The 12,374-nt window shown below is 35.0% G+C and carries 14 protein-coding genes; 12 read left to right on the top strand and 2 right to left on the bottom strand.

Annotated features, from left to right (window positions below):
• Nucleotides 1–46 precede the first annotated feature (46 nt).
• From AHA02nite_RS04800 to AHA02nite_RS04775, 6 genes are all read left to right on the top strand, one after another.
• The gene (locus tag AHA02nite_RS04800; RefSeq protein ID WP_146814917.1) at nt 47–790 is read left to right on the top strand and encodes a pseudouridine synthase; all 744 of its coding nucleotides are present in this window, start codon (nt 47–49) and stop codon (nt 788–790) included.
• Nucleotides 791–854: 64 nt separating this feature from the next.
• Nucleotides 855–1,391, top strand: coding sequence for a thiol-disulfide oxidoreductase ResA (resA, locus tag AHA02nite_RS04795; protein ID WP_146814915.1), 537 nt, complete (start codon nt 855–857; stop codon nt 1,389–1,391).
• 28 nt (nt 1,392–1,419) lie between these two features.
• Nucleotides 1,420–3,054, top strand: a complete 1,635-nt coding sequence (gene resB, locus AHA02nite_RS04790) for a cytochrome c biogenesis protein ResB (protein WP_146814913.1) — start codon at nt 1,420–1,422, stop codon at nt 3,052–3,054.
• Between the two features lie 28 nt (nt 3,055–3,082).
• Nucleotides 3,083–4,276 (top strand): c-type cytochrome biogenesis protein CcsB, encoded by a 1,194-nt coding sequence (ccsB, locus tag AHA02nite_RS04785; protein ID WP_146814911.1) that lies wholly within the window; start codon nt 3,083–3,085, stop codon nt 4,274–4,276.
• A gap of 26 nt (nt 4,277–4,302) precedes the next feature.
• Nucleotides 4,303–5,019, top strand: coding sequence for a response regulator transcription factor (locus AHA02nite_RS04780; RefSeq protein ID WP_146814909.1), 717 nt, complete (start codon nt 4,303–4,305; stop codon nt 5,017–5,019).
• Nucleotides 5,019–6,764: an ATP-binding protein gene (locus tag AHA02nite_RS04775; RefSeq protein WP_146814907.1), complete on the top strand. Its 1,746-nt coding sequence runs from the start codon at nt 5,019–5,021 to the stop codon at nt 6,762–6,764. Before AHA02nite_RS04780 ends, AHA02nite_RS04775 begins: the two co-directional genes overlap by 1 nt.
• 48 nt (nt 6,765–6,812) lie before the next feature.
• On the opposite strand, the gene AHA02nite_RS04770 is transcribed toward AHA02nite_RS04775, so the two are convergent.
• On the bottom strand, nt 6,813–7,307 hold the full coding sequence (locus AHA02nite_RS04770) for an inorganic diphosphatase (protein ID WP_146814905.1): 495 nt from the start codon (nt 7,305–7,307) through the stop codon (nt 6,813–6,815).
• A 119-nt stretch (nt 7,308–7,426) separates the two neighbouring features.
• On the opposite strand from AHA02nite_RS04770, the gene AHA02nite_RS04765 reads away from it, so the two are divergent.
• Complete coding sequence (locus AHA02nite_RS04765) at nt 7,427–7,876, top strand: helix-turn-helix transcriptional regulator (protein WP_146814903.1); 450 nt, start codon at nt 7,427–7,429, stop codon at nt 7,874–7,876.
• Between the two features lie 38 nt (nt 7,877–7,914).
• Here the strand turns inward: AHA02nite_RS04765 and AHA02nite_RS04760 are convergent, their stop codons facing one another.
• Nucleotides 7,915–8,154 carry a ferredoxin gene (locus AHA02nite_RS04760; protein ID WP_146814901.1) on the bottom strand — a complete coding sequence of 80 codons (240 nt, stop codon included), beginning with the start codon at nt 8,152–8,154 and terminating at the stop codon, nt 7,915–7,917.
• 109 nt (nt 8,155–8,263) lie between these two features.
• Here AHA02nite_RS04760 and AHA02nite_RS04755 point away from each other — a divergent pair, with 109 nt between their 5' ends.
• The 5 genes from AHA02nite_RS04755 to AHA02nite_RS04735 all read left to right on the top strand — a co-directional run bounded on the left by AHA02nite_RS04755 (nt 8,264) and on the right by AHA02nite_RS04735 (nt 12,364).
• Complete coding sequence (locus tag AHA02nite_RS04755; protein WP_218025400.1) at nt 8,264–9,334, top strand: helix-turn-helix domain-containing protein; 1,071 nt, start codon at nt 8,264–8,266, stop codon at nt 9,332–9,334.
• The gene (locus tag AHA02nite_RS04750) at nt 9,318–10,778 is read left to right on the top strand and encodes a RecQ family ATP-dependent DNA helicase (protein WP_146814897.1); all 1,461 of its coding nucleotides are present in this window, start codon (nt 9,318–9,320) and stop codon (nt 10,776–10,778) included. The genes AHA02nite_RS04755 and AHA02nite_RS04750 overlap by 17 nt, the downstream gene beginning before the upstream one ends.
• A 4-nt stretch (nt 10,779–10,782) precedes the next feature.
• A complete protein-coding gene (locus tag AHA02nite_RS04745) occupies nt 10,783–11,370 on the top strand; it encodes a CPBP family intramembrane glutamic endopeptidase (RefSeq protein WP_146814895.1) in 588 nt (195 codons plus the stop codon).
• A 5-nt stretch (nt 11,371–11,375) separates the two neighbouring features.
• Complete coding sequence (locus AHA02nite_RS04740) at nt 11,376–11,636, top strand: hypothetical protein (RefSeq protein WP_146814893.1); 261 nt, start codon at nt 11,376–11,378, stop codon at nt 11,634–11,636.
• Between the two features lie 158 nt (nt 11,637–11,794).
• A complete protein-coding gene (locus AHA02nite_RS04735) occupies nt 11,795–12,364 on the top strand; it encodes a genetic competence negative regulator (RefSeq protein ID WP_146814891.1) in 570 nt (189 codons plus the stop codon).
• Nucleotides 12,365–12,374: the final 10 nt, after the last annotated feature.

Genomic DNA, 12,374 nt, shown 5'->3' with positions numbered 1-12,374 from the left:
ATATAAGTATGTACATAATATAGACAGACTAAGGAAGTGGAAATTGATGAGCAAACAAAAAGAACGTTTACAAAAAGTGATTGCCAAAAGTGGTATAACATCAAGAAGAAAAGCTGAGGGATTAATCGAATCGGGACGAGTGAAAGTAAATGGCAAGGTCGTTACTGAATTAGGAACAAAAGTTGGACAAGGTGATGAAGTGGCAGTAGATGATATTATTGTTGAAAAGGAGCAACCCGTTTATTTCATGGTTAATAAACCGAGACAAGTATTGTCAACTGTTGAAGATGATAAGGGAAGAAAAGTAGTAACAGATTTGTTGCCTGATGAAATAGAACAACGTGTTTATCCAGTTGGCCGTCTCGATTATGATACGACAGGGATTTTAATCTTAACAAATGACGGTAATTTAACTAATAAATTAATCCACCCGAAATTTGAGGTGGACAAAGTATATGTAGCTAAAGTAAATGGTGAACTTTCAAGAGAGGAAGCTTTGCAACTGAAAAAAGGTGTTATCCATGATGGGGAACGTCTTAAAGCGGTGAAGACAAGAATTATTGAGGTTGATAAGAAGAAAAAGAAAACAATGATTGAAATGGTATTGCACCAAGGTAAAAATCGACAAGTTCGTCGTATGTTTGAAGCATTAGGTTATAGAGTGGATAAGTTAAAACGTGAACGATTCGGTACGTTAGCTTTAGGTAATTTGCAACCGGGGCAATATCGTGAATTAACCCCACACGAAGTTAAACAACTAGCAGATATTACGCAAAAAAATGTTAAATAATGTTCAAACATGCTAAATGAGAACAATTAGACGAATGGTATAATGGCAATGAGGAGGGATCCTGTTGGACAAGAAGAAAAAGCGTCTTATATTCAGAAGTATAGTTTTAGCTATATTAGCAGGTACACTAGTGTTTGTATTAATCGTTAACGCTGGATCTGAACGCCCTTCACTACAAGAAGGAGTAGAAGCACCAAACTTTAAATTAGACCGTTTAGATCAAGAAGGTGAATCGATAGAACTTCATGATTTACGTGGTCAAGGTGTTATGGTCAATTTCTGGGCTACTTATTGTGAGCCGTGTAAAGAAGAAATGCCATACATGGACCAGTTATATGAAGAGTATCAAGATCAAGGAATTGAAATCGTAGCAGTTAGTGTAGATCGAAATGAATCGGTCATAAACAACTTTTATAATCGATTGGATTTAACATTCCCAAGTACACATGACCGTAACAACACAGTAATGGAGTTGTATGAAGTTGTTAATTTGCCTGCCTCATTCTTTATACGACCAGATGGCACGATCGAGCGAATTGTACGTGGACCAGTTACATTAGAGAGTTTAGAAGGTTATTTTAATGAAATAAGACCTCAATAGGAAATAAATAGAATCGTGAGGGGTTTATATGAGTGATCAATCAATTAGATGTGAATGCGGACACCTGAATAAAGAGGGAACCATACTATGTGAAGCTTGTGGTAAACCAATCGAAGGTAACCAACACATTGATGGTAACGATGAGAAGCATGTATTAGAAATGCGCTATGAAGGATCAGCTAGACGTTCTCAAACGTATAAACGAACGTTCGTTGATAAAACGTGGGCATTCTTTTCATCCGTAAAAGTAGGCGTCTGGTTAATTGTTATTACAGTCGTTCTATCCGCATTAGGAACAGTTTATCCGCAAGAACAGTTTAAAAACTCACCACTACCATCTTCACAATTTTACGTTGAAGAGTATGGCTTAACGGGACAAATATTTTACCAGTTAGGCTTTCATAACATGTATAGCTCTTGGTGGTACATAACTTTAGTTGCACTAATTGGTGTATCGATTATTATAGCAAGTATTGACCGATATGTGCCGTTAAGAAGGGCTTTGAACAACCAAAAGACTAAGCGACATGAAGTATTTGTTAAAAGACAACGTTTAGTAAGTAAAGATAATGAGTTAAATGAAGACGGTGTTAATAAGTTAAAAGAAAATCTTAAAAGTAGACGTTATAAAGTCTACGAAGATGATGGCCATGTTATGGCTGAGAAAAATCGTTTCTCTAGATGGGGACCTTATGTTAACCATATCGGTTTAATTATCATCTTACTTGCTTCGATTTTCAGAATGTTTGAAGTGATGCATGTCGATGATTATGTTTGGGTTCGTGAAGGTGAGACGCGTGTTATTCCAAGTACGAACCAAGAGTATTATGTGGAAAATACAGGGTTTGTATATGAAGAATATGACCCTGAAACACAACAACAGTTTAGTCGAGCGTTAGAAGATGTTGATGAGCCAGTGCCGAAAAACTTCCAAACAAATGCCGTAATTTATAGAACGACCGAAGAAACTTTGCCTGGCCAAGAGCCAGAACTAGAGGAAGTAACGAGAGGTGAGATTCGATTAAATCAGCCGGTTACATTTGACGGTTATGCGCTCTATCAGGCAGGGACACAACTAGAGGCAGAGTATGATTCTATGTCTTTCGATGTCCAATTAAATGACGAAGTTTTAGGTGAATTTACTTTCTACAGTGATGAAGCTCCACCAGAGTTCCATTTAGAAGAAAGTGATATAATGGTGTCAGTAGATGATTGGTATCCAGAACTAGAGTTTACGGAAAATGGTCCATCATCATTTTCAAAGTTTCCTAGAAATCCTGGTTTAATTTTCTCAGTGGAAAATCCTGATACAGGTGATTCAGAGCGATTCTTCTATTTACAAGAAGATATTATCCCGTTATCAGAAGATAATGAGTTAGTTATGAACGTAACAGGAGTTGATCGTCGTTCTGCATCTGGTTTAACAGTGAAAAAGGATAATACATTACCGCTATTCGGCTTAGGTGCCGGCATTTTTATGATCGGTGTTGTCCAAGGTCTATACTGGTACCATCGACGTGTATGGATTCATCCAAAAGGTGAAGGTGTTTACCACATTGGGGTTCATACGAATAAAAACTGGTACGGCATGAAGCAAGAGTTAGAGAAAATCACTGAAGATACAAACGTCCAAGAATTTGAAGATCAACAAGAATTGAAGTAATTAATGTACCGACCCGAGGAGGGATAAGATGGATTTTTATGTTTTAAGTAGTACATTTCTCTATATAACTTTTTTCGTTTATTTAATTGCAACAGCATTTTTCGGAATGACTTTAGGAAACAATAGAGATGAAAATAAAAAGTCTAAAGCTACAAAACTTGCAATGACATTTACTATTATTGGTTTTGCTTCACATTTAACGGCTTATATTTTTAGGTGGGTCGAAGCCGGACACATTCCAGTAAGTAATATGTTCGAGTATATTACGTTCTTTGGCTTAATGTTAGTTCTATGTTTTATTGTCATTCATTTCGTATATGGTATACCTGCTTTAGGTTTAGTAGCCTTGCCTATTGCGATTGTAATTATTGGTTATGGCAGTATGTTCCCGCAAGAAGTATCGCCATTAGTACCATCTTTACAGTCACATTGGTTATACATTCACGTAACTTTAGTTGGGTTAGCTCAAGCTATATTAGCTATTAGTTTCATAGCAGGTTTGCTATTCTTAATAGTGAAAGTTGACCAAACGGTAAGAAATAAAGAAACAACTTTTCTAGAAATTATTATATATGCAGTACTTTCAACGGTTGGTTTCATAATTCTTTCAACTGGTTTTGGAGCAATGGATTATGAAGCAACATTCATTCAAGAAGCTGACGGTTATCAATATGAGATTGAATACGATAAGCCTGCGTTATTTCAGCCAAATAATTCTGAGCTTATGACAGAAGACCGCTTTAATTCAGGTTTAGAAACACCGGCATGGATGCAAGGTATTGATGCAGGTAAGAAACTGAATACACTAACATTATCATTATTAGCAGGCTTGCTGTTATATGGTTTAGTTAGACTAATGCTTAAAGGTAAAAGAATCGGAGCTTCTTTACAAAATAAGTTTGGTAAAATTAACCCTGATGTTGTAGATGATGTCATGTATCGTTCGATCGCGATTGGTTTCCCACTATTTACATTAGGGGGCTTGATCTTTGCAGCGATTTGGGCTCAAGAAGCATGGGGTCGTTTCTGGGGTTGGGACCCGAAAGAAGTGTGGGCCTTAATCACATGGTTATTCTATGCCGTGTTCCTACACTTGAGATTAACAAGAGGTTGGCATGGTAAGAAATCTGCATGGTTAGCAGTAATTGGCTTTGTAATTATTATGTTTAACTTAATTGTCATTAACCTTGTTATTGCAGGTTTACATTCGTATGCTTCGTAAATATTTTATAGAAGGAGTTGTCTAGTATGTCAGAAGAGGCAAAGATTTTAGTTGTTGATGATGAGGAACGCATTCGTCGCTTGTTAAGGCTTTATTTAGAACGCGAAGGATTTGAGATAGATGAAGCTGAAGATGGTGATGGTGCATTAGCTAAAGCTTTGAACCAAGATTATGACTTAATACTATTAGACCTAATGTTGCCTGGTATCGATGGTATGGAAGTTTGTGAACAATTAAGGGAGCAAAAAGCTACACCTGTCATCATGCTTACGGCAAAAGGTGAAGAATCAAATCGAGTGCACGGTTTTGAAGCAGGGGCTGATGATTATATCGTAAAACCATTTAGCCCACGAGAAGTCGTCCTAAGGGTAAAGGCTTTGTTAAGACGTTCTTCAGCAACGAAATATTTAGAGACTAAGCCTGATTCTCAAAATGTGTTAGTCTTCCCTCATCTGACAATAGATAAAGACGCTCATCGTGTTTTGGCAGATGATACCGAAGTAAGCCTAACACCAAAAGAATATGAACTACTTTATTATTTAGCGAAATCACCAGACAAAGTATTTGATCGTGAAGAGTTACTAAAAGAAGTGTGGGAATATGAGTTTTTTGGTGATTTAAGAACCGTAGACACTCACGTTAAACGTTTACGTGAAAAACTAAATAAAGTATCAGAGGACGCAGCAAAAATGATCGTAACAGTATGGGGTGTAGGCTACAAGTTTGAGGTTAAAGACGCGTAATGTTTTGGAAAAGTGTTGTTTTCAAGCTTTGGTTAACGATTATTATGTTAGTGGCTTTCGTACTTTTAATATTGACAGTGCTTTTACTTGAGTTTTTTGAGAATTTCTATGTTGAAGATGCTGAAATGAATCTTCTAAACCAGGCGGAAAGTGTTCAATCATTAGTCGAAAGCCACGAGAATGAAGATGTTAGTATTGACACCGTTAACCAATTAATGGATCCTTCCACACGTGTGACAATCTTTTTTGATGAACATCAGTATTGGCAAAACGATACGTATGAAGAGTATTTAGAAATTGAGCCGACGTGGTTCATTACTCAGACAGATATTAGTCGAGTGTTTTCACACGGTGAACACATAAAAGAGATCTCTACATTACCAGAAGCAAAAGAAGACATAATAATTGTTGGTGTTCCTACACATGATGAGCGAGGCGCAATTTATGTTTATCAATCTTTAAATGTTGTTGAAGAAACAACGGAACAAACGACAAACATTATATTATTAGCAGCATCTATAGCTATTGTTTTAACGACAATCTTTGCATTTTTCTTATCAACTAGAATTACAGCTCCGTTAATAAAAATGAGAAAAGCTGCTTCAGAATTAGCTCGAGGAGAATTTCATACGAAAGTGCCAGTCTTAACTTATGATGAAATCGGAGAATTAGCTAATTCCTTTAACTTGATGAGAAGGCAGTTAAATTATCATATTACTGCACTAAACCAAGAGAAATCACAGCTATCTAGTATCCTTAAATCAATGGCAGATGGGGTTATTACAGTTAATCGTAAACTTGATGTATTAATTATTAACCCGCCTGCTGAACAGTTTTTAGAACAGTTAGTGTATGAGAATAGTTTGCAAAAAGATGAACTTCCATATGAGTTAAAAGGATACTTCACTCAAGTTTTAGCAAATGAAGAAGAACACTCAACAGAAATAGTCGTCCAAGGGCGTTCGTATGTACTCGTCATGACCCCTTTATATGATGACTCGGTCGTTGTAGGTGTTGTTGCTATTATTCGTGATATGACAGACGAACGACAACTTGATAAGTTAAGGAAAGACTTCTTAGCTAACGTATCGCACGAATTAAGAACACCAATTTCTATGATGCAAGGTTATTCAGAAGCGATTGTTGATGACGTTGCTGAAACGAAAGAAGAAAAGCAGGAGTTGGCCCAAATTATTTACGATGAGTCCTTACGTATGGGGCGTTTAGTTAATGAATTATTAGACTTGGCTAGAATGGAAGCTGGGCATATTCAATTGAATATTGAGGAAGTCAACTTCCAACATTTTATTGAACGAGTAGCTAGAAAATTCATTAACGTTTCAACTGAACAGAATATTGAATTTGATACACATATATCAATTAAGGACCAATTCGTAAACATCGACCCTGATCGAATCGAACAAGTTTTAACGAACCTAATTGATAATGCCTTTAGACATACTGATGTTGGTGGCCTTGTGAAAGTTAATGTAACTGAACAAAATGATAGTGTCGTTGTTGAGGTTCAAGATAACGGTTCTGGTATTTCTGAAGAAGATTTACCTTTCGTTTTTGAGAGATTTTACAAGAGTGATAAAGCTAGAACGAGAAACCAATCTAAGAAAGGTACTGGGTTGGGATTATCGATTGCCAAGCATATTGTCGAAGCTCATAATGGGAACATATATGCTAAGAGTAAATATAATGAAGGCACATCATTTACATTTACATTGCCGAAAAGTTAACAAAAAAAGGCTGTCTCAATTAAATGAGACAGCCTTTTTTAAAAGAACTTATTTTTCTTGGTAACGTGCGATGCACTCATCAATTAGCTTATTAGCAGCTTCAACGCCTTCATATTCACCAATCTCTGTTTTCTTACCTTGTAAGTCTTTATATGTTTGGAAGAAATGAGAAATTTCATCTAGCTTATGTTGTGGTAAGTCATCTAAAGAATTAACGTCTTTAAAACGTGGATCTTCAACTGGAACGGCAATAAGTTTTTGGTCTTCCTCACCGTCATCGATCATGTTTAAGAAACCTAGCACTTTAGATTCGATTACACATCCAGGGAATGTTGGGTTAGTTGTTAATACTAGAGCATCTAATGGATCGTTATCTAAAGCTAATGTTTCATCAATATAACCATATTCTGCAGGGTAGAATTGTGCTGAGAAAAGAACACGGTCTAATTTAAAGACACCTTTTTCTTTATCAAATTCATATTTGTTTTGACTTCCTGTAGGAATTTCTACGAATACATCTGTAATTTTGTTTGTAGCCACAATGTTTCCTCCTTAAACTTTATTTTGCCTACTCATTATATCAATCTTTATATAGTAAGAAAAGAAACAACCATGTTAAAATATAAGATAATGAAACAATTTTTGTTGAAGGGTGTAGTAAAATGGATTTTGAAACGATTCAATCATTAGTCTCAACTAGAATTAGAGTCGTACGTGCCGAACAAGGAATCACCCAAAACGAAATGTGTCACATACTAGGCATTTCTAAGAAAACATTGGTGGAGATTGAAAAGGGGAGAAAGCCAGCCAATTGGCCAACCATTGTGGCTTTTGTATCGTTATTTAAAGACAGTCCAACCGTTCAATATACTTTAGGTGATCGTAACCCTATTGAGTGTCTACAAACATACAGTCGAAAAACAGTATTTCAAAAAGAAAACTATTATGACAGCCTAGACGAATATTGGAAACCAATTATCGAACATGAAGGGTACAGTTTACAGAAACATTATATACATAACCATTATCGAGTTGTTGACCGCTCATTAAATGTGTATATGAGAAGTACTGATTATAAGGAGACTTATCAGTTTTTAGAAAGAATTTCATAAAATTAGGTGGCCATATTTGACCACCTACAGTTTATTAATTATGAACTTCTTATTTCAAATGCTTGTTGATTTACTTTAATTGAAGAAGTAGGACAACCTTCATATGCATCTTCTAAGTCCTCTTCTAGTTCTTCAGGTATAGAAACGGTACCAGTGTTATGGTCAATCATATTATAAGCAATTCCTTCTTCATCGTAGTCAAATAAATCAGGGGCTGCTGCGCCACAAGCACCACATGCGATACAAGTATCTTGGTCAACTAACGTGTACTTAGGCAATAAAATCATCCCCAATCCTAGTCATTATATTATAATTTTAAATAGATAGACAATAGAATGCAACATTTTACGAATGATATAATGGTGTAAATACTGGAGAGCGATGCAAATGTTATTTGAAAGACTAATATTGTATTTACTAAGTTACATAGAAAATCAACGGACAACTAGTTCAATTTATCACATATTAAAAGGTAAGAAATCTGCCCAGACCATTCAAGATAGCCAATTGTTTAGACTTAGTCCTTACCTAGGAATTTTACCAAAGTTAAGCAAAGATGAATTTGACTACTATATTGATCGTCTTATTTCAAAAGGACTTCTATTCAACAGCGGAGAGTTGACCTACTTAACTGAAGAAGCACACAAGCTTAATAAGGAGGAGCAATGGTTTTCAAACCTTTATTTTAACGGTGAGAAATATAGTCAAATAGCTCTACCATTTTACCGGAAGTTACAGCTTCTTGTTCAATCGACATCACATCTAATAAAAGGTCAAAATAATTTTTTACCTGTCTCAGACAATGATGAAGTACAAAGAGATGTAAAAAACGTGTTAAAAGAATCTCAGCTCATTTCTAGTAATGGAGAAGGGTTATATCAAGAACTTCACCAATTATTTCAACTCGTCGATGAAAAGCGAGCTAATTTAATGATGATGAGCTTTACAGGTGCTGACCAAGTTGGGCTAAGCCTTAACCAAATAGCATCCGAATTTAATCAACCAGAACGAGTGGTTCAGCTACATATTATTTCAACCGTTCATTTATGGATTGAATATATTTTGAAAGACCATAATCATTTCCCAGTTTGTTATAAATTTTTAATGAATCGCAACGAAACATCATTAACGCATTCGGCACAAATGACTTATGAAAAGATTGACCAAGGTTACACGGTTGAACAAATTGCGTACGTACGTCATTTGAAAAGAAGTACGATAGAAGACCACATCGTCGAAATTGCTACGAAAGACCAAGCTTTTAAAATAGACGAATATGTGTCGCAACGTGTCTACAGTTTGATTGAAGATGCTATTAATCGTTTAACTACTAAGCGGTTAAAACTAATTAAAGAGCAGCTACCAGAGGATGTTACCTATTTTCAAATTAGACTAACTTTGGCTCGTCTAGGGGCTGAACGACATAAGCAGGAGGTTCAAGATGGCCAATCATTCTAAATTAGAAGAGCACTTACGGACCTACTTTAACCATAGTCAATTTCGAGACGGTCAAAAAGACATTATCCAATCCATTTTAAACGGCAGACATACGTTAGCTACTTTACCTACAGGAAGCGGAAAGTCGATTACATATCAACTACCTGCTTTGATTACAGAAGGAATTACTGTAGTAGTGTCTCCGCTTATTTCTTTAATGGTCGATCAAGTAAAAATACTAAAATCAAAAGGCATCAAAAAAGTGGCAGCAATCAATAGCTTAGTTGATGAGAAAGCGAAACAAAAGATATTAAATAATATAAACGAGTACAAGTTAATTTATTGTTCACCTGAAATGTTACAACAAGAAAGAGTTATTGCAAGATTAAAGCAAGTAAATGTTTCATATTTAGTCATTGATGAAGCGCACTGTATCTCACAATGGGGACATGAGTTCAGAACAGATTATATGAAATTACATACAATTTTTAAGCAACTAAAAGAGCCTACAGTATTAGCACTAAGTGCAACGGCTACACCACAAGTACAAGATGATATTATTAAACATTTACAAATTAAAATGGATAAAATCCTTTATCCAATTGATCGACCAAATATTACTTTGTCGGTAAAGAAAGTAGAAGACCAAAAACATAAAGAGGAATCTTTAAAAGAGTTATTACACAATAATCATGTGCCAACTATGGTTTATTTTTCGAGTAGACAGGTCAGTGAAGAAGTAGCGAGAAAGTTACAACAACAGTTCCCTAATCGAAAAGTGGCTTACTACCATGGTGGAATGGATCAAGATGAAAGGTTGTTAATTCAACAACAATTTATGTATGATCAGTTAGACGTTATTTGTTGCACGAGCGCTTTTGGAATGGGTGTTGATAAAGCAAATATTAGACTAATTATCCACTATCATATGCCATCTAATTTGGAATCTTATATACAAGAAGTTGGAAGGGCAGGGCGAGATGATGAACATAGTGTCGCAACGATGTTATATCAGCCAGGAGATGAAACAATTCCCTTTCAGCTAATCAGTCAAGAATTGCCCAATGATGATGAATTAGAGTGGTTTATAAGCGAACGATTAAATGGAAATGAAGTTGAAGGGTTAAGTGAAACTAAGGAAAGGTTTTTAAAGTTTCAATTAGAACTTAATTCCAACATACGAGATCATCATGATCTAAATAGTGCTCTAAAAAAAGTCCGTGATGAACGATTGCAAGTTAAAAGAGAAAGTATACTTAAAATGTTAAGTTGGTTACATTATTCTCGTTGTCGAAGAGAAGCTTTATATCAATCATTTCAAGATGGGGTAAAAAATGCAACTACATATTGTTGTGATTACTGTGACTTTAATTTAGATAACTGGACTTTTCCTAATCAGATGGTTGATCATAAAATAACATTTTATTGGGAGAAACGGTTAGACGCCATTTTTAATAGAAGGTGACTATATGAAAAAGAACAAGAGACCAAGCCAGGCCGAAATTGTAAAACAGTTGTCTGATCGTGAATTGATTATCAATGTATATGCCTCGCAATTATTGTTCTTATTAATTGCAGCGATTTTAGGCTTTTTCTTATTTGATTCTTTAAGCGAATTTTTTGGTCTATGGTATTTTGATGTGAATGAAATAATTGTATTTGCCGTTTTACCAGCTTTACTAATAGTCACTATTAATGTAATTTTGGTTAAAGTTTTACCGAAGAAATCTTATGATGACGGTGGAGTCAATGAACGATTGTTTAAAGCTTTATCGATCCCTCATATTTTTGCAATCACGCTTTTAATTGCATTTGCAGAAGAGGTGCTATTTAGAGGAGTTATTCATACTTTTGCTGGTTTTATTTTAGCCAGTCTATTATTCGCTTTAATTCATTTCAGGTATTTAAATAAGGTCGTTTTGTTAGTATCCGTTTTGCTATTATCTTTTTTGATCGGTTACATGTACGAAGTGACGAATAATTTAATGGTTCCTTTCGTAGCACATTTTTTAATTGATTTCTTATTAGGTATTTATTATCGACTATTTATGAGGTGACAACATTGAGTGTTGAACAAGAACAAATTAAAAATAGTAGTGAAAAACATGAAGAATATGACGTCTTAAATTTACCTCCGCGAAGTAAAGTGCATCGTAAAAAGCGGAACAACAGCCAGGATGAACAAAGTGATTCAGATAAAACTGAACAAGGTGAACGCCCGCCTAATTTATCGTTACATAAGTTCAGTATTCATTTTGTGTTGATCCTTTTTATATTATTAATTATTAGCATTCCATTATATTATCAATATGTAATGCCATAAAGATTATTTTTTTCATTGAATAAGTTTTAACAGTTTTTTATTAATTTAATATGATTTAAAATAGTGTGTAGGTATTAATATTTATACATACCTATACAGGCAATTTTTTAAGTGGTAAAGACATATACTATAAGAAGATATTAGTTGGAGGTGGTTGCGTGAGGCTAGAGCGAATTAGCGTTAACCAGTTTAAAATTTTTCTAACTTATGATGACTTAAATGACCGTGGTTACTCCAAAGAGGATTTGTGGAACAATTTACCGAAAGCAAACCAGCTTTTTCAAGATATGTTATATGAGGCATCAGAGGAGCTTGAAATGGACTTAGATGGAATGTTAGTTGTTCGAGTTCATATGCTTCAAGCTCAAGGGATGATCATTGTTGTAACACAAAATGAAGGGGAAACGGATGATGAGTATATCGAGTTAAAAGTGACAATGGATGAGAGCAAAGAAATTATGTTCTCCTTTGATTCAATTGAACCCATTATACAATTAGCGAGAACGTTACAAAATCAAGATGTAGAAGCTTCTGTATATCAGTATGATCAAAGGTATTACATGAAAGTGTTAGATCAAACGTTACTTTCAAAAAAACGTGAAGATTTAATATCCATAATGTCAGAGTTTGGGGCACCAAGCACGATGACATCTTATGTGTTAGAAGAATATGGTGTTGAAATTGTAAAAAATAACGCAATACAAGTAATGAATAAATATTTTAAATGACTTTTGAGGT

The sequence above is a fragment of the Alkalibacillus haloalkaliphilus genome (assembly GCF_007991275.1).
GTDB lineage: Bacteria > Bacillota > Bacilli > Bacillales > Alkalibacillaceae > Alkalibacillus > Alkalibacillus haloalkaliphilus.
The sequence above is the reverse complement of the archived record's forward strand: the minus strand, read 5'-3'. Positions and strand labels throughout refer to the sequence as shown.